The sequence below is a fragment of the Roseomonas sp. USHLN139 genome (genome assembly GCF_037145735.1).
Taxonomy (GTDB): domain Bacteria; phylum Pseudomonadota; class Alphaproteobacteria; order Acetobacterales; family Acetobacteraceae; genus Pseudoroseomonas.
Window position 1 is genome coordinate 270,354 of record NZ_JBBCWY010000004.1, and the last position, 15,989, is coordinate 286,342.

15 protein-coding genes are annotated in these 15,989 nt (G+C 72.4%); 8 read left to right on the forward strand and 7 right to left on the reverse strand.

Translation table 11 applies throughout. The annotated features are described in order from the left end of the window. Window positions 1-14: 14 nt before the first annotated feature. The 4 genes from mnmG to WFI16_RS14115 are packed head-to-tail and all read left to right on the forward strand — an operon-like array spanning window position 15 to window position 4,162. The gene (gene mnmG / locus WFI16_RS14100) at window positions 15-1,883 is read left to right on the forward strand and encodes a tRNA uridine-5-carboxymethylaminomethyl(34) synthesis enzyme MnmG (RefSeq protein ID WP_419898445.1); all 1,869 of its coding nucleotides are present in this window, start codon (window positions 15-17) and stop codon (window positions 1,881-1,883) included. Then, window positions 1,880-2,500 carry a 16S rRNA (guanine(527)-N(7))-methyltransferase RsmG gene (gene rsmG / locus WFI16_RS14105; protein ID WP_419898446.1) on the forward strand — a complete coding sequence of 207 codons (621 nt, stop codon included), beginning with the start codon at window positions 1,880-1,882 and terminating at the stop codon, window positions 2,498-2,500. Before mnmG ends, rsmG begins: the two co-directional genes overlap by 4 nt. After that, the gene (locus WFI16_RS14110; protein WP_419898447.1) at window positions 2,487-3,302 is read left to right on the forward strand and encodes a ParA family protein; all 816 of its coding nucleotides are present in this window, start codon (window positions 2,487-2,489) and stop codon (window positions 3,300-3,302) included. Before rsmG ends, WFI16_RS14110 begins: the two co-directional genes overlap by 14 nt. Next, window positions 3,299-4,162: a ParB/RepB/Spo0J family partition protein gene (locus tag WFI16_RS14115; protein WP_419898448.1), complete on the forward strand. Its 864-nt coding sequence runs from the start codon at window positions 3,299-3,301 to the stop codon at window positions 4,160-4,162. Before WFI16_RS14110 ends, WFI16_RS14115 begins: the two co-directional genes overlap by 4 nt. 144 nt (window positions 4,163-4,306) lie before the next feature. On the opposite strand, the gene holA is transcribed toward WFI16_RS14115, so the two are convergent. The 6 genes from holA to WFI16_RS14145 all read right to left on the reverse strand — a co-directional run bounded on the left by holA (window position 4,307) and on the right by WFI16_RS14145 (window position 11,612). Continuing rightward, a complete protein-coding gene (holA, locus tag WFI16_RS14120; RefSeq protein WP_419898449.1) occupies window positions 4,307-5,344 on the reverse strand; it encodes a DNA polymerase III subunit delta in 1,038 nt (345 codons plus the stop codon). A gap of 13 nt (window positions 5,345-5,357) precedes the next feature. After that, window positions 5,358-5,945 (reverse strand): LPS assembly lipoprotein LptE, encoded by a 588-nt coding sequence (gene lptE, locus WFI16_RS14125; RefSeq protein WP_419898450.1) that lies wholly within the window; start codon window positions 5,943-5,945, stop codon window positions 5,358-5,360. After that, window positions 5,911-8,493 carry a leucine--tRNA ligase gene (gene leuS, locus WFI16_RS14130; protein WP_419898451.1) on the reverse strand — a complete coding sequence of 861 codons (2,583 nt, stop codon included), beginning with the start codon at window positions 8,491-8,493 and terminating at the stop codon, window positions 5,911-5,913. Before leuS ends, lptE begins: the two co-directional genes overlap by 35 nt. A 267-nt stretch (window positions 8,494-8,760) precedes the next feature. Further along, the gene (locus tag WFI16_RS14135; protein WP_419898608.1) at window positions 8,761-9,324 is read right to left on the reverse strand and encodes a DUF3576 domain-containing protein; all 564 of its coding nucleotides are present in this window, start codon (window positions 9,322-9,324) and stop codon (window positions 8,761-8,763) included. Between the two features lie 99 nt (window positions 9,325-9,423). After that, entirely contained in the window at window positions 9,424-10,719 is a 1,296-nt protein-coding gene (locus WFI16_RS14140) for a porin (RefSeq protein ID WP_419898452.1), read from the reverse strand. 296 nt (window positions 10,720-11,015) lie between these two features. Further along, entirely contained in the window at window positions 11,016-11,612 is a 597-nt protein-coding gene (locus WFI16_RS14145; protein ID WP_419898453.1) for a thiamine phosphate synthase, read from the reverse strand. A gap of 3 nt (window positions 11,613-11,615) precedes the next feature. Here WFI16_RS14145 and WFI16_RS14150 point away from each other — a divergent pair, with 3 nt between their 5' ends. After that, on the forward strand, window positions 11,616-12,293 hold the full coding sequence (locus tag WFI16_RS14150; RefSeq protein ID WP_419898454.1) for a YggS family pyridoxal phosphate-dependent enzyme: 678 nt from the start codon (window positions 11,616-11,618) through the stop codon (window positions 12,291-12,293). A 110-nt stretch (window positions 12,294-12,403) separates the two neighbouring features. Further along, window positions 12,404-13,753, forward strand: coding sequence for an LLM class flavin-dependent oxidoreductase (locus WFI16_RS14155; protein ID WP_419898455.1), 1,350 nt, complete (start codon window positions 12,404-12,406; stop codon window positions 13,751-13,753). Here WFI16_RS14155 and WFI16_RS14160 read toward each other — a convergent pair. Then, window positions 13,743-14,309, reverse strand: a complete 567-nt coding sequence (locus WFI16_RS14160) for a helix-turn-helix domain-containing protein (RefSeq protein WP_419898456.1) — start codon at window positions 14,307-14,309, stop codon at window positions 13,743-13,745. The two genes, WFI16_RS14155 and WFI16_RS14160, sit on opposite strands and share 11 nt — an antisense overlap. A 138-nt stretch (window positions 14,310-14,447) precedes the next feature. On the opposite strand from WFI16_RS14160, the gene WFI16_RS14165 reads away from it, so the two are divergent. Both WFI16_RS14165 and WFI16_RS14170 read left to right on the forward strand, forming a co-directional pair. Continuing rightward, entirely contained in the window at window positions 14,448-15,419 is a 972-nt protein-coding gene (locus tag WFI16_RS14165) for a tripartite tricarboxylate transporter substrate-binding protein (RefSeq protein WP_419898457.1), read from the forward strand. Then, window positions 15,419-15,970 carry a DUF4269 domain-containing protein gene (locus WFI16_RS14170; RefSeq protein ID WP_419898458.1) on the forward strand — a complete coding sequence of 184 codons (552 nt, stop codon included), beginning with the start codon at window positions 15,419-15,421 and terminating at the stop codon, window positions 15,968-15,970. Before WFI16_RS14165 ends, WFI16_RS14170 begins: the two co-directional genes overlap by 1 nt. Window positions 15,971-15,989: the final 19 nt, after the last annotated feature.

Here is a 15,989-nt window from a genome sequence, read left to right on the forward strand (position 1 = left end):
CTATAGACGGCGCCATGCGCGAGAATCACTTTGATGTCGTGGTGGTGGGCGGCGGGCATGCCGGCACCGAGGCCGCCGCTGCCGCCGCCCGCTGCGGCGCCCGCACGCTGCTGCTGACCCACCGCTTCGAGACCCTGGGAGAGATGTCCTGCAACCCCGCCATCGGCGGCGTGGGCAAGGGGCATCTGGTGCGCGAGATCGACGCGCTGGACGGGCTGATGGCCCGCGCGGCCGATGCCGCCGGCATCCACTTCAAGCTGCTGAACCGCAGCAAGGGCCCGGCGGTGCGCGGCCCCCGCGCCCAGGCCGACCGTGCCCTCTACCGCCAGGCGGTGCAGGCGCTGCTGACCGCGCAGCCCGGCCTGACCATCCGCGCCGAGGCGGCGGAGGGGCTGGAGCGCGATGCCGCCGGCCGCGTCTCGGCCGTGCTGACCGCCGGCGGCGACCGCATCGCCTGCGGCGCCGTGGTGATCACCGCCGGCACCTTCCTGCGCGGCGAGATCCATATCGGCGAGACCCGGCAGCCGGCCGGGCGGGTGGGGGATGCGCCCTCGGTCGGGCTGGCCCTGGCGCTGGAGGCGCTGGGCCTACCGATGCGCCGGCTGAAGACCGGCACGCCGCCGCGGCTGGACGGCCGCAGCATCGACTGGGCGGCGCTGGACATGCAGCCGGGCGATGCGGAGCCGGAGCCGCTCTCCTGGATGACCGAGCGCATCACCAACCGCCAGGTCCAGTGCGGCATCACCGCCACGACCCCGCAAGGCCACGCGCTGATCCGCGCCAACCTGCACCGGGCGCCGATCCATTCCGGCCAGATCCAGGGCGTCGGCCCGCGCTACTGCCCCTCGATCGAGGACAAGATCTCCCGGTTTGCCGACCGCGACCGGCACCAGATCTTTCTGGAGCCGGAAGGCCTGGACGATCCGACGGTCTATCCCAACGGCATTTCCACCAGCCTGCCGGAGGATGTGCAGCGTGCCTTCATCGCCTCGATCCCGGGGCTGGAGCGCGCCCAGATCCTGCGCCTGGGCTATGCCATCGAATACGACCATGTCGACCCGCGGGCGCTGCGCCCGACGCTGGAGCTGCGCGCCGTCCCCGGCCTGTTCCTCGCCGGCCAGATCAACGGCACCACCGGCTATGAGGAGGCCGGCGCCCAGGGGCTGCTGGCCGGGCTGAATGCCGCGTTGCTGGCGGGCGGCGGAGAGGGGCAGGTGCTCGCCCGCACCGAGGCCTATCTCGGCGTCATGGTGGACGACCTAGTGCTGCAAGGGGTGAGCGAGCCCTACCGCATGCTGACCGCCCGCTCCGAGCACCGCCTGGCGCTGCGTGCCGACAATGCCGGGCTGCGCCTGACGGAGAAGGGCATCGCCTGGGGGCTGGTGGGGCCGGAGCGGGCGGCGCGCTTCCGCGCCTTCTCGGCGGCCCTGGCCGAGGCCCTGGCCCGCGCCCGCACCGAGGGCGGCACGCCGGCCGCGCTGCAGGCCGCCGGCATCCCGATCAATCAGGATGGCCGTTGGCGCTCCTTGCTGGAAGTGCTGGCCCTGCCGGAGGTGCCGCCCGGCGCCGTGGCCGCCGCCTTCCCCTGGCTGCAGGAGCTGCCGCGCGGCGTCCATGCCCAGCTGGAGGCCGAGGCGCTCTATGCCCCCTACCTGCAGCGCCAGGCCGCCGAGCTTCGCCTGCTGGAGCGGGAGGAGCGTGTCGCCATCCCGCGCGGCATCGATTTCTCGGCCATCCCCGGCCTGTCGCGGGAGATGCAGCAGCGCCTCGGCGCGGCGCAGCCCGAGACCCTGGGCGGCGCCGGCCGGGTCGCCGGGGTCACCCCCGCCGCACTCGCGGCGCTCGCCGTCCATCTCCGTCGTCAGCAGGAACGTTCCACGTGAAACAGGATCTCTTCACCCCGCTGCCGCCGGTCGCCGTTTCACGTGAAACCGAGGTCCGGCTCGAGCGGTTCGCCGCGCTGCTGCTGCGCTGGAATGCCCGCATCAACCTGGTCGCCGCGCCCGACGCCTCGGTGCTGCGCCAGCGCCATATCGCCGACTCCCTGCAGCTGCTGCCGCTGATCCCGGAAGGGCAGGGGCCGCTGGCCGATCTGGGCAGCGGCGGCGGCTTTCCCGGCTTGGTGCTGGCCATGGCGCTGGAGCGCCCCTATCACCTCGTCGAATCCGACCGCCGCAAGGCCGCCTTCCTGCAGACCGTCGCCGGCGAGCTGGCCCTCACCCATGTCACCGTGCATGCCGAGCGCATCGAGGCGGTCCGCCTGCCGCCGATCGCCGTGCTGACCGCCCGCGCGCTCGGCCCGCTGGACCGCATGCTGCCCTGGGCCGAGGCGCTGCTGGCGCCGGACGGTGTTGCCCTCTTCCCCAAGGGACGGTTGGCGGAGGAGGAGCTCGCCGCCGCCGCCCCGGGCTGGACAATGGCGGTCGAGCGGTTCAAGAGCAGCACCGAGCCGAACGCCACCATCCTCCGACTGTCGGGAATCCGCCGTGCCGGCGCCTAAGCCCCCTGCAACGCTGCGCCGCATCGCCCTGGCCAACCAGAAGGGCGGCGTCGGCAAGACCACCACCGCGATCAACCTGGCCACCGCCCTGGCCACCAAGAAGCGCGTTCTGGTCATCGACCTGGATCCGCAGGGCAATGCCTCCACTGGCCTCGGCCTGCCGCGCAATGAGCGCGGCGCCGGCAGCTATGCCCTGCTGGTCGGGCAGAAGGGCCTGGCCGAGCTGATGCGCCCGACCAAGGTGCCCAACCTCTTCGTGCTGCCCGCCGACAATGACCTGGCCGGCGCCGAGATCGAGCTGGTCGGCATGGAGCAGCGCGAGCATCGCCTGCGCCTGGCCCTGGAAGCCGCCGCCGAGACGCTGGCCGAGTTCGACTTCATCCTGATCGACTGCCCGCCCTCGCTCGGGCTGCTGACGCTGAACGCGCTGGTCGCGGTGGAATCGGTGCTGATCCCGCTGCAGGCCGAGTTCTTCGCCCTCGAGGGCGTGTCGCAGATCACCCGCACCATCGACCGGGTCCGCCGCGTGCTGAACCCGCCCCTGACGCTGGACGGCATCGTCCTGACCATGTTCGACCGCCGCAACAACCTCTCCGAGCTGGTGGCGGCGGATGTGCGAGCCTTCTTCCGCGACAAGGTGTTCGAGACCGTGATCCCCCGCAACGTCCGGGTCAGCGAGGCGCCCTCCCACGGGTTGCCGGTGCTGCTCTACGATCCGCGCTCCACCGGTGCGCAGGCCTATGTGAAGCTGGCGGCCGAGCTGCTGCGCCGTGAGCGGCTGCGTGGGGGCAAGACAGCATGAGCGGCCGCAAGCCCCCCCGCCTGGGCATGGGCCTGTCGGCCCTGCTCGGCGACCAGAACGCCGTGACGCCGGCCAGCCCGGGCGCCAGCATCCCGCGCACCCTGCCGGTCGAGGCGCTGGAGCCCGGCCCCTTCCAGCCGCGCGGCCCGATCGACCAGAACGGGTTGGCCGAGCTCGCCGCCTCGATCCGCGAGCATGGCGTGCTGCAGCCGATCCTGGTGCGCCCCAAGCCCGGCCAGGCCGGCGCCTACCAGATCATCGGCGGCGAGCGCCGCTGGCGGGCCGCCCAGCTGGCCCAGCGCCACGAGGTACCGGTCTATGTCCACGAGCTGGACGACCGCGCCGCCCTGGCCGCCGCCCTGGTCGAGAACCTGCAGCGCGAGGACCTGAACGCGCTGGAGGAGGCGCAGGGCTACAAGCGCCTAACCGACGAGTTCGGCCTGACCCAGGACGCGCTCGGCCAGGCCGTCGGCAAGAGCCGCAGCCATGTCGCCAACACGCTGCGCCTGCTGGCCCTGCCGCCCAAGGTGCGCGACATGCTGGCGCGCGGCAGCCTCTCGGCCGGCCATGCCCGCGCCCTGCTGACCGCGCCCGACCCGGTGAAGCTGGCCGAGATGGTCATCACCCGCGGTCTGAACGTGCGCCAGACCGAGGCCCTCGCCGCGGCCGCCGAGCGCATCAAGCCGGCCACCGGCCCGATCTCGGCCGATGCGGACACGAAGGCGCTGGAGAATGACCTGATGACCCGGCTGGGGCTGAAGGTGGCGATTCGCCATGGGCGCAAGGGTGGCAAGATCACCATCAACTATCGGGATCTCGACCAGCTCGACGGGCTGATCCGGCTGCTGAAGCCGGAGTAAGGGAAGACTCCGGGGGCATTGAATGCCCCCGGACCCCCACATTCATTTTGCGTCCCGCCGATGGCCTCGTAGCGCCAACTGATGGCGGGGTCCGGGGTGACACTGTCACCCCGGCGAGGTTTCAGGGGCGGAGCCCCTGACTTCCTATCCCCTGCGCTTCAGGGACACTGCCTGCCTGGCGAGCGTCAGGATGGCCGTCTGGGCCACCACGCGGTCCGGGATGGGTCTGGCGGCCGAGCCGGACTTGCCCCGCTTCTCGGCCTCCAGGAGGGCGCTGCCGGCCGCTTCCAGCAGGTGCGGGGGCCAGAGCCGCAGCGCCGCCTCGAAGCCGCCCTTCATGCGGAAGAACACGGGCGGCCGTAGCCCTTCCATGGCGCCGGAGGGCGAGGCGCCGGCGGCCACCGACAGCGAGGCCAGGTGCAGCCGCTGGATATGGCGCAGCGCGGCGCGGAGCACGGCGATCGGGCTGGCGCCCTCGGTGAAGGCGGCTTCCAGCGCGCGGTCGGCCAGGGGGATGTCGCCGGCGGTGGCGGCGACCAGCGCCTCGTCCAGGTCCAGGCTGGCGCCGTCGCCGGCGCAGGCCAGGACATCCTCCTCGGTCAGCCGGCCACCCTGGCCGGCGTAGAGGGACAGCTTCTCGACCTCCCGGCGCAGCATCTGGCGGTCCTCGCCCAGGCGGGAGGCCAGCCAGTCCAGCGCCGGCGGGTCGATCGCCACGCCCTGCTCCTGCAGCATGCGGGCGATGGTGCCGGCCAGCTCCGCCCCGCGCTCGCGGTAGCAGGGAATGACCTGGGCGTCGGGATGCGGCTCCAGCAGGGCGCGCAGCTTGGCTTTCGCAGGCAGCTCGCCGGCTTCCAGCACCAGCAGCGCCTCGCCGGGGCCGGCCAGGGCTTCCTTCACCGCGGCGGCCAGGGCGTCGCTGGCATCGCGCACGCGCACCAGGCGGCGGCCGCCGGTCATCGAGAGGGCGGCCATCTCGCTGGACAGGGCGCCCGGCTTGCTGGCCATGTCGCGCGGCAGCTCGGCTAGGCGGAAGGGGTCGTTGGCGCCGATGACGGCACCCACCAGGGCGTCGGCGCGCTCGCGCACCAGCCCGGCATCCTCGCCATGCAGCAGCACGGCGCGGGCGCGGCCAGGATCGGCCAGGAAGGCGGGCAGGCGGCGGGGATCGAGCTTGGCCATGGTCGGCCCGGCCTCAGCCGGTATTGGCCTCGCCCAGCCGCACCGCCATGCGCAGGATGATGTCGTCGGCCAGCAGGTCGATCAGCCGCACCATGGTGGCATCGCGCGAGAAGTCGGCGGCGAAGAACTGGTTGTCGGGCACGTTGAAGGAATCGAAGCTGCGCTCGACGCCCTGGGCCAGCGTCGCCGGCGGCGGCGTCAGGGTGACGAGCTGCCAGCTGGCGGTCGCGTTGTAGCGCACGCGGGAGGCGGTGCCGTCGCGGCGGAAGCCTTCCGGCTCGGCGGCCAGCTGCAGGCTGACCCGCAGCTCGTTGGCCGGCGCGGTGGCGCCGGCGGCACCCAGCTTCTCGGTCAGCGCCCGGCGCATCAGCTGGCCGGTGCGCTCCGGGATCAGCCCGACCTGGGTCGAGGCCAGGATGGCGCGCACGCGCTCATTGCTGCCGGCGACGCCGCCGGCGCTGCCGCCGCCCGCGCCGTAGAGCGGGCGGAAGCCGCAGCCGGCGAGCGGCAGGCTGCCGGCCGCCAGCAGCAGCAGGCCACGGCGGCGGAGGCCCGCCTTGTGGCGGTCAGACGACGAAGTTGACGATCCGGCCCGGGACATGGATGCGCTTCCTGATGGGGCGCCCGGCGATGGCGCGCTGGACGTTTTCCTCCGCCTCGGCGGCGGCGAAGATGGTCGCCTCGTCGGCGCCGACCGGCACCGAGATGGTGCCGCGCAGCTTGCCCAGCACCTGGACGGCCAGGGTGATGCTGTCGGCCTTGGCCAGCTCGGCATCCGAGTCGAGCCAGGGCAGGTCGGCCACCAGCCCGGCGCCGGGGCGCAGCAGCGACCAGAGCTCCTCGGCCAGATGCGGCATCATCGGGCTGACCAGGCGGGCCACCGCCTCCAGCGCCTCGCGCCGGGCGGCGCCATCCTCGGCCGCCGCCGCCTCGATGGCGTTGGCGAATTCATGGATGCGGGCGACGGCCACGTTGAACGAGAAGGTTTCCAGCGCCTCGGTCACCGCGGCGATGGTGCGGTGGGTGGCGCGGCGCAGGTCGCGGGCGGCGCCCTCGGCCGGCTCGGTGCCGGGGGCAGGCAGGGAAGCGACGGCGCCGTTCACCACGCGCCACAGCCGCTGGGTGAAGCGCGAGGCGCCGGAGACGCCGGATTCGGTCCACTCCATGTCCCGCTCCGGCGGGTTGTCGGAGAGGATGAACCAGCGCGCGGTGTCGGCGCCGTAGTGGTCGATGATGGCGCCGGGATCGATGGTGTTGCGCTTCGACTTCGACATCTTGTCGTTGCGCGCGACCGTCACCGCCAGGCCGGTGGCCTTGTCGGTGGCGCTGCCATCGGCGGCGACGTCCACCTCGTCAGGCGCCAGCCAGCGGCCGTCCTGGGACTTGTAGGAGGCGTGCTGCACCATGCCCTGGGTGAACAGGCCGGCGAAGGGCTCGGCGGTGTCCAGCTGGCCCAGATGGTTCAGGCCGCGGGTGAAGAAGCGGGAATAGAGCAGGTGCAGGATCGCGTGCTCGATGCCGCCGATATACTGGTCCACCGGCAGCCAGCCATTGGCGGCGTCGGCGACCAGCGGCGTCGCGGCCTTGGGCGCGGTGAAGCGGGCGAAGTACCAGGAGCTGTCGACGAAGGTGTCGCAGGTGTCGGTCTCGCGCACCGCTGCCTTGCCGCAGGACGGGCAGGTGACGTGCTTCCAGCTCGGGTGGCTGTCCAGCGGGTTGCCGGGCTTGGAGAAGTCGACATCCTCCGGCAGCACCACCGGCAGCTGGTCCTCGGGCACCGGCTGGGTGCCGCAGGACTCGCAATGGATCACCGGGATCGGGCAGCCCCAGTAGCGCTGGCGCGAGACGCCCCAGTCGCGCAGGCGCCAGTTGACGATGCCCTTGCCCTGGCCGCGGGCCTCCAGCGCGTCGATGGCGGCGCGCTTGCCGGCCTCGGTGCCGAGCCCGTCGAGGAAGCCCGAATTGTAGAGGACGCCGTCATCGGTATAGGCGGTCTTGCCGATGGCAAACGTCGCAGCATCCTCGCCGGGGGGCAGGATGACCGGCGGCACCGGCAGGCCGTACTTGCGGGCGAAGTCGAGGTCGCGCTGGTCGCCGGAGGGGCAGCCGAAGATGGCGCCCGTGCCGTATTCCATCAGCACGAAATTGGCGATCCAGACCGGGAAGGTGACGCCTTCCAGGAAGGGATGCTTGACCCGCAGCCCGGTGTCGATGCCGCGCTTCTCGGCCTGCTCGATGGCGGCTTCCGAGGTGCCCAGCGCCCGCACCTCGGCGATGAAGGCGGCGATCTCCGGGTTCTGCGCAGCGGCGGCGGCGGCCAGCGGGTGCTCGGCCGCGACCGCCAGGAAGGACATGCCGAACAGCGTGTCGGGGCGGGTGGTGAAGACCTCGACGCTCTCCTGGCCGGCGACGGGCGTCGCCAGGTCGAAGCGCACGCGCGCACCCTCGCTGCGGCCGATCCAGTTGGCCTGCATCAGCTTGACGCGCTCCGGCCAGCGCTCCAGCCCGTCGAGGGCTTCCAGCAGCTGCGGCGCGAATTTGGTGATCGAGAAGAACCACTGGGACAGCTTCTTCTTCTCGACCGGGGCGCCGGAGCGCCAGCCGCGGCCGTCGATCACCTGCTCATTGGCCAGCACGGTGTGGTCGACCGGGTCCCAGTTGACCCAGCTCTCCTTCCGCTCGACCAGCCCGCCCTTCAAGAACTCCAGGAACAGCTTCTGCTGCTGGCCGTAATAGGAGGGGTCGCAGGTGGCGAATTCCCGGTCCCATTCGATCGACAGGCCCATGCGCTTCAGCTCGGCGCGCATATTGGCGATGTTCTGGTAGGTCCAGGCAGCGGGGTGGGTGCCGCGCTCGCGCGCCGCGTTCTCCGCCGGCAGGCCGAAGGCATCCCAGCCCATCGGGTGCAGCACCTGGAAGCCCCGCGCCCGCTTGTAGCGCGCCACCACGTCGCCCAGCGTGTAGTTGCGCACATGCCCCATGTGGATCTTCCCCGAGGGGTAGGGGAACATCTCCAGCACGTAGTATTTGGGCTTGCTGCCGTCCGGCACGTCGGGGGCGGCGAAGCAGGCGCCGGCCTCCCAGGCCTGCTGCCAATGCGGCTCGGCGGCGGCGAAATCATAGCGGGCAGGGGTGGCGACGTCGTTCATGGCACCGTTCTGTCAGGCCGGGCAGGCCAGGCGCCCAGGTCGGGCCTGGGCGACCGGGCCTGGATGCCCGGGCTTGGGCAACTGGGCTTGGGCAACTGGGCTTGGCCAACTGGGCGTGGGCTGTCGATAGGCTCGGCGCCAAGGGATACGGGCTTGTCGCGGCCAAGGGAAGGCCAGGCTTGGCAAAAGAGGCCTGGCAGGGGCCGCATGGCAAAAGGGCGCGGCTTGCGCCACGCCCTTCGCGAAACACCGGTAGGGAAGGCCGCCTCAGCGGGCGGCGGACTGGCTGCGCAGCTCGCGCGCCCGGGTCAGCACCTGGTTCTCCAGGTCGGTGGCGGTGGCCTGCACCACGGGCGCATCCGACCAGGTGCCGCCGTGCAGCTCCTGGCGGAAGACCGAGATGCGCACGCCGTCGGAGCGCAGCTGGCGGCCCATGATATAGGCGGTGGCGCGGAAGCGCTCGTTCGGCGTCGCCGGCGGGGCGTACCAGTCGGTGATGATCACGCCGCCGAAGGGATCGGCCGAGGAGAGCGGCAGGAAGGACAGGGTGTCCAGCGTGGCGCGCCAGAGATAGGCGTTGACGCCGAGCCCGGCCTCGCCACCGGCCGCGCCGCGGCCGCCCGGGCCGCCGGAGCGATCGGTGCCCATGATGAGCAGGCCGTCCTGCTCCCCGCTCAGACGACCCATCACGCGGGCGCGCTTGGAGTCGTTCAGATACTCGTCATTCTCGACGATGCGTCCCTTGCTGCAGGCCGCCAATGCCAGAAGCATCAGCGACGAAGCGATGACAGGACGGGCGATCTGCATGGCGCGGGCGCGGTGCTTCAGCATGGCGGTCACTTACGTCTGCCAGCCGGGGATGTGCAAGCGGGAAAAAGAAAGGGCGGCAGGTTGCCCTGCCGCCCTCCCATCCTGGTCCCTGGAGAGGGATCAGAAGGCGAAGCGGAAGCCCGTCAGGAAGACGTTGGCGTCCAGCGAGTTGTTGGTGTTGCGAGTCGCCGCAGCGTTGGCCGCGCCGGTCGCGAAGTTGAAGCCGGCTTCCTCGCGCTTGATGTAGGTGTACTCGGCGATGTACTCGATGCCCGGGGCGATGCGGTAGGTGCCGCCCACGTTGAAGCCCTTCTCCAGGCGGCTGCCGGTCAGCGCGGCGCCGTTGGCGGCGGCGGACTGGTTACCAGCCGAACGAACCTCGGCGTAGTCGGCGCCGACGGTGAAGTCACCGTAGGTGTAGGACACGCCGGTGAAGAAGGAGTTCATCTGGCGGCTGTCACCGGCCAGGTTGGCGCGCGGCGAGAAGCCGTTGTTGCCGTCACCGAAGACGTACTGGCCACCGACCAGGAAGCCGAACGCGGTGAACTGGATGCCGGCGAGGCCCAGGTTCATGCGGTCGGGCGAGATGCCGGTGGTGTTCTTGATGGCGTCGGCGCCCATGTAACCAACGTGCGCACCGATGCCCACGCCGGAGAAGCTGCCGCGGTAGCGCAGCATGGCGGTGACTTCGTTGCGGCGACGGATCAGGCCGCCGGCGACGGAGGCGAGACGGTCGCAGCCGGTGCCGGTGGTGCCGCAGCCGGCCTCGGGGCCCTCGCCCTGGTTGAAGGCGAAGCTGGCACCGAAGTCGAAGCCCGCGAACTGCGGGGACATGTAGATGATCTTGGTGTTGTCACCAGCGTCGGACTGCATGTTCAGCGCCGGACGGCCCTGGCCGTACAGGCTGTCGTAGAAGTCGCCGTCCAGGCCGCCCGAGGCGAAGTTCGCCACATAGCCCTGGCCCATCAGGCCATAGACGTTGTCTTCGTCACCGAAGCGCAGCTGACCGAAGGAACCGGCCACGTAGCCCCACGCCTCGTCGAGGTCGAGCTGGGTCTTGGTGGTGGTGTTCGAGCCGGCGATGCTCTGCGCCTGGCGGAAGTTGTCGTTCTGGATCTCGACCGCGACGCCATAACGCAGGCCGTTGGCGGCCTTGCCGTTGGCGACGATGTGGATCTCGGTTTCCTGCTGGAAGTCCGACTTGCCCAGGTTGCCGGCGGCGCCGTTGGTGAAGTCCTGGGTGGTGTTCGAGTAGTAGTAACGGAAGAAGCCGCCGAGGCGGACTTCGAGGTCACGGTGCGACATCATCGCCGGGCCAGCCGCCCGGAACGGGTCAGCGCCCTGCGCCATGGCGCCGGTGGAAGCCATCACGAGGGCGCCGACGACAGCGGTCGTGCCCAGCAGAATCTTGCGCATCCCAAATCCTCCTCACGCGCCGGTCGAGTCCGGCAGGTCCCGCGGCCCCCTGTCCCCCTCGACAGGTGTCCGCCCCAGAGGCGGACGGGTCAGGCCATGGCGCGGACTATGGTTCAGCGACTTAGGAGCCGGCAATGCTCCGCTTGCCCATGCCGCGACTTCCTTGAAACACTGTGTCTTGCGGGACACAGGGGGCATGCCGGCTGTGGCGTGGCAGCAAAGCCGGTGAAACCCTCACGCTAGCTTAACGTCGCCACGGCCATGGCAGGGTGGGGCAGGCGGGCGCCCGCCGGCTCTCAGGCCAGGGCGGTGATGGCCGCCAGGCCGCAGCAGGGCGGCGGCACCCGACGGGCATTGGCCGCCAGGATGCCGCCCAGGGCCGCCACCGGCAGCCGGGCGCGGCGGGCCCGGGCCGCCCAGCGGAAGGGGCCGAGGCTGGGCGCGCCGGGATGGCTCGGAGTCGGGAAGAGCGGCGAGAGGAAGACCAGGTCGGCGCCCTGCCGCCGCGCCCGGCGCAGCCCGGCCGGGCCATGCGCCGCCATCGAGAGCAGCGCGCCCGGGGCGCCGGCGCGGCGGGCCAGGCGGAAGGCGGCGACTCCGGCGCCCACCGGCCGGTCGGGCCAGTGCAGCCCGGCCCGCAATGCGAGCGCCAGCCGCGGCGTCCCGCCGAGCAGCAGCGGGCCGCGGCGGCGATGCTGGCGGGCCAGCGACTCCAGCAGAGCAGGGGCCATGCCGCGGGCGACCACGCCGGCGCCGCGCGGCAGGCGGGCGGCGGCGGCGCGCGGATCGGGCAGCCGGGCCGGGTCGCTGAACAGCCAGAGCCGAGGCAGGGGCCGCCGATTCGCCGCCCACCCCGGCTTGAGCCGGAGCGCCGCCCACCCTACCGTCCGCACGCCATGTCCCATATCGCCGCCAGCCTGACCCAGATCCGTGACCGCATCGCCGAGGCCTGCCATCAGGCCGGGCGCGACCCTGCCTCGGTGCAGCTGGTCGCGGTCTCCAAGTTCCACCCGGCCGAGTCGGTGGCGCAAGCCCTGGCCGCCGGGCAGCGGGTCTTCGGCGAGAACCGGGTGCAGGAGGCGGCGCAGAAATTCCCGGAGCTGCGCGCCCGGCACCCGGACCTGCGGCTGCACATCATCGGCGCGCTGCAGACCAACAAGGCGCGCGACGCGGTGCGCCTGGCCGATGTCATCGAGAGCCTGGACCGGCCGAAGCTCGCCGCCAGCCTGGCCGAGGCGATGGCGCGCGAGGGCCGGCGCCCGGACCTGCTGGTGCAGGTCAATATCGGCCGCGAGCCGCAGAAGGCCGGCATCGCGCCCGAGGCGCTGGACGATTTCGTCGCCGAATGCCGCGCGGCGCATGGCCTGCCGATCCAGGGGCTGATGTGCATCCCGCCGGCCGAGGCGGATCCCGCCCCGCATTTCGCGGCGATGCAGGCGGCGGCGGCGCGGCTCGGCCTCGGCGTGCTGTCGATGGGGATGAGCGGCGATTTCGAGGCGGCGATCCGCCACGGCGCGACGCATGTGCGGGTCGGCACCGCCATCTTCGGCCACCGCGCCGCGCCGCCGGGCTGAGCGGCGGCCTCACCTTATTATAGGCAGTGCAGCATGGGCGGTTCAGCAAGGTCTCGACTCGGCGTCATTCGTCCATCATAGTGGACGAAACGCGCCGGAGAGGAACAGCCATGCCGCGGGTCCTGCAGCTCAACGCCTTCGACATGGCCTGCATCGGCCATATCCAGCAGGGGATGTGGACGCATCCGCGCGACAACAGCCTGAACTACCACCGGCTGGACTACTGGACCGGCCTCGCCCGCACGCTGGAGCGCGGCCTGTTCGACGGGCTGTTCCTGGCCGATGTGCTCGGCATCTACGACGTGCATGGCGGCAGCCCGGACGCGGCGCTGCGCAACGCGGTGCAGGTGCCGCTGCTCGACCCCGCCATGCTGGTGCCGGCCATGGCGGCGGCGACCACGCATCTGGGCTTCGGCATCACCTGCAACCTGGCCTATGAGCAGCCCTTCCTCTTCGCCCGGCGGATGTCGACGCTGGACCACCTGACCGGCGGGCGGATCGGCTGGAACATCGTCACCGGCTATCTGGACAGCGCCGCCCGCGCCATGGGCTTCGACCGGCAGATGGCGCATGACGACCGCTACGACTTGGCCGACGAATACATGGAGGTGGTCTACAAGCTCTGGGAAGGCAGCTGGGACAGCGACGCGGTGCGCGCCGACCGCGCCGCCGGCCTCTATGCCGATCCGGCGAAGGTCCGCCCGGTGCACCACCAGGGCCGGCAGTACCAGCTCGATGCCATCCATCTCTGCGAGCCCTCGCCGCAGCGCACCCCGGTGCTCTACCAGGCCGGCGCCTCCGACCGCGGCCGGCGGTTTGCCGCCACCCATGCCGAATGCGTCTTCGTCAATGGCGGCAAGCCCGCGCCGGTGGCGGCGCTGGTGGCCGATCTGCGCGCCCGCGCCGGCGCCCGGCCGCTGCGGGTCTTCGCCGGCGCCACCGTGGTGGTCGGCCGCACCGAGGCCGAGGCGCGCGACCTGCTGGAGGAATACCGCCGCCATGCCAGCGTCGAGGGCGCGCTGGCGCATGCCTCCGCCTCGCTCGGCATCGACTTCGCGAAATACGGCATGGACGAGCCGATCGAGGGCGGGCCGGGCCAGGCGATCCAGTCCAATGTCACCGCCATGAAGCAGGCGGCCGGGCCGGTCTTCACCAAGCGCCGGCTGATCGACCAGTTCGTGCTCGGCAGCCGCCAGCCGCCGATCGTCGGCAGCGCCGCCCAGGTGGCCGAGTCGCTGATCGGCTGGGCCGAGGCGGCCGATGTCGACGGCTTCAACCTGTCGCGCACCGTCATGCCGGAGGGGCTGGAGCGCTTCGTCGAGCTGGTGGTGCCGGAGCTGCAGGCGCGCGGCGCCTTCAAGACGGCCTATGCGCCGGGGACCTACCGCGAGAAGCTGTTCGGCGCCGGGCCGCGGCTGGCGGCGCCGCATCCGGCGGCGGAAGCGCGCGCTACCGCTTGAGCAGCACGACCAGGTAGCGGCAGGGGGTGTCGCCCGGGTTGTGGAAGCGGCACGGCTCGGGCGGGCCGAGGCGCAGGCAGTCGCCGGGGGCGAGCGCGTGCAGCACCGCCCCCTGGGTGAAGTCCAGCCGGCCTTCCAGCAGCAGGATCTGCTGGTCCTGGATGAAGGCGAAGGCGGCGGCCGGGTAGTCGACCGACTGTCCCGGCGGCAGCTCGCCCCAGACCAGGTCGAGCGGCGTCGCCGGGCCGCCGGCCGGGGTGACGGCGCGGCGGGTGAAGCCGGTCTCCGGATCCTGCCAGATCGGCTGCTCGTCGCGGCGGGCCAGCAGCCCGGTGCTGTGCTCGGCGCGGGCCAGGAGCTGCGACAGGCTGAGGCCGAAGGCGCCGGAGAGGCGGCCGAGCAGCGCGGCGGTGGGGCTGACCTCGTCGCGCTCGATCTTGCTGATCATGGCCTTGGACACGCCGGAGCGTTCGGCGAGCTCGGCGAGCGACCAGTTGCGGCCTTCGCGCTCGGTCTTCAGGCGGCGCGCGAGCTGGGCGGAGTGGTCGGTGATCATCGGCGGCAGTCTAGGCGCCGCCGCGCGGGCCGGCGAGGTGCCGAGCGCGAATCGGCGGGAGGAGAAGGCCAGGGGAATGCATTCTTCCCGCCATCCTGCTTAAGCTTTTGGTCAGAAAATCTCCGGAGGAGCCCGCCCATGGTCACCCGTCGCGCCCTGCTGGCCAGTTCCCTGCTGGCGGCGCCAGCCCTGACGCCGGCCCTCACCCCGGCCCTGGCGCAGGGCCGGGTGATCCGGCTGATCGTGCCCTTCGCCGCCGGCGGCGCGGCCGACAGCGCCGCGCGGACCCTGGCGCCGCGCATGGGCGAGCGGCTCGGCCAGACCATCGTCGTCGAGAACCGGACCGGCGCCAGCGGCAGCGTCGGCGGCGGCGCGGTGGCGCAGGCGGCGCCGGACGGGCAGACGCTGCTGTGGGACGCCTCCTCGCACCTGGTCAATCCGGCGCTGCTGAAGGGGCTGCCCTTCGACTATGCCACCGCCTTCACGCCGATCTCGCTGGTGACGACCTTCCCGCAGGTGCTGGCGGTCAAGGCCGAGTCCCCGGTGCGCGACCTGGCCGGCTTCATCGCCCTGGCCAGGCAGCGGCCGGGGCAGCTGAATGTCGGCACCCAGGGCAATGCCACGGCCGGCCACCTGGCGGTCGCCCAGCTGCAGCGGCTGGCTGGCATCAGCCTGCAGCACGTGCCCTATCGCGGCGGCGCCGACGCGGCGCGCGACATCGCCGGCGGCACGCTGGACGCCGTCTTCATCACCGCGCTCTCGGCCGGGCCGGTGGTGGCGGCAGGGCGGGCGCGCTTCCTGGCGGTCGCGGCCGAGCAGCGGGTGGCGGTGCAGCCCGAGGTGCCGACCTTCGCCGAGGCGGGGCTGCCCGGCCTGACCCTGTCCGAATGGGCGGCGCTGTTCGGCCCGGCGCGGCTGCCGGCCGCCACGGCCGAGTCGCTGCATGCCGCCCTGGCCGCGGCGCTGGCCGAGCCCGAGGTGCAGGCGCGGCTGGCCCAGCTGGCCGCGGTGCCGGTGGGCAGCAGCCCGGCCGAGTTCGCGCGCTTCGTGCAGGAGGGGCGGCAGAGCATGGCCGCCCTGGTGCGCGACGCCGATATCCGGATCGACTGATGCGCGGCGCCGCGCCGCGCCCGGATTACCGCGAGGCCCTGCGCCGCACCGGCCTGCTGGCGCGGCTGGCGGAATTCGACCCGCATGTGGCGGGGACGCCGCCGCTCGGGCTGGACCTGCCGGGCAGCGACATCGACGTGCTGTGCTTCGCCCCCGACGGCCTGGCCTTCGCCGCGGCGGTGTGGCGGGAATTCTCCGACGCGCCCGGCTTCTCCCTGCGGCAGTGGCGCTGGGCCGACCGGCCGGTGGTGGCGGGCTTCCGGCTCGAGGGCTGGCCGGTCGAGCTGTTCGGCCAGGCGCGGCCGGTGGCCGAGCAGCAGGGCTGGCGGCATTTCCGCGTCGAGAGCCGGCTGCTGGCGATGGGCGGCCCGCCGCTGCGCGCCGCGGTGCGCCGCCACCGCGAGGCCGGGCGCAAGACCGAGCCGGCCTTCGCCGCCGTGCTCGGCCTGGCCGGCGACGATCCCTACCAGGCCCTGCTGGCGCTGGAGGCGCGGCCCGACGATGTGCTGCGCGCGACGCTGCGCTTCGCAGGCTTCCGGGTGCTGGCCTGATCGCGGCGGGTCCGGCCGG

What these genes read in the sequence shown, in the direction of transcription:
- mnmG (WP_419898445.1), top strand. Translation starts at nt 15, where the DNA reads ATGCGCGAGAATCACTTTGATGTCGTGGTGGTGGGCGGCGGGCATGCC.
- WFI16_RS14115 (WP_419898448.1), top strand. Translation starts at nt 3,299, where the DNA reads ATGAGCGGCCGCAAGCCCCCCCGCCTGGGCATGGGCCTGTCGGCCCTG.
- holA (WP_419898449.1), bottom strand. Translation starts at nt 5,344, where the DNA reads ATGGCCAAGCTCGATCCCCGCCGCCTGCCCGCCTTCCTGGCCGATCCT.
- lptE (WP_419898450.1), bottom strand. Translation starts at nt 5,945, where the DNA reads ATGTCCCGGGCCGGATCGTCAACTTCGTCGTCTGACCGCCACAAGGCG.
- leuS (WP_419898451.1), bottom strand. Translation starts at nt 8,493, where the DNA reads ATGAACGACGTCGCCACCCCTGCCCGCTATGATTTCGCCGCCGCCGAG.
- WFI16_RS14135 (WP_419898608.1), bottom strand. Translation starts at nt 9,324, where the DNA reads ATGCTGAAGCACCGCGCCCGCGCCATGCAGATCGCCCGTCCTGTCATC.
- WFI16_RS14140 (WP_419898452.1), bottom strand. Translation starts at nt 10,719, where the DNA reads ATGCGCAAGATTCTGCTGGGCACGACCGCTGTCGTCGGCGCCCTCGTG.
- WFI16_RS14150 (WP_419898454.1), top strand. Translation starts at nt 11,616, where the DNA reads ATGTCCCATATCGCCGCCAGCCTGACCCAGATCCGTGACCGCATCGCC.
- WFI16_RS14155 (WP_419898455.1), top strand. Translation starts at nt 12,404, where the DNA reads ATGCCGCGGGTCCTGCAGCTCAACGCCTTCGACATGGCCTGCATCGGC.
- WFI16_RS14160 (WP_419898456.1), bottom strand. Translation starts at nt 14,309, where the DNA reads ATGATCACCGACCACTCCGCCCAGCTCGCGCGCCGCCTGAAGACCGAG.
- WFI16_RS14165 (WP_419898457.1), top strand. Translation starts at nt 14,448, where the DNA reads ATGGTCACCCGTCGCGCCCTGCTGGCCAGTTCCCTGCTGGCGGCGCCA.
- WFI16_RS14170 (WP_419898458.1), top strand. Translation starts at nt 15,419, where the DNA reads ATGCGCGGCGCCGCGCCGCGCCCGGATTACCGCGAGGCCCTGCGCCGC.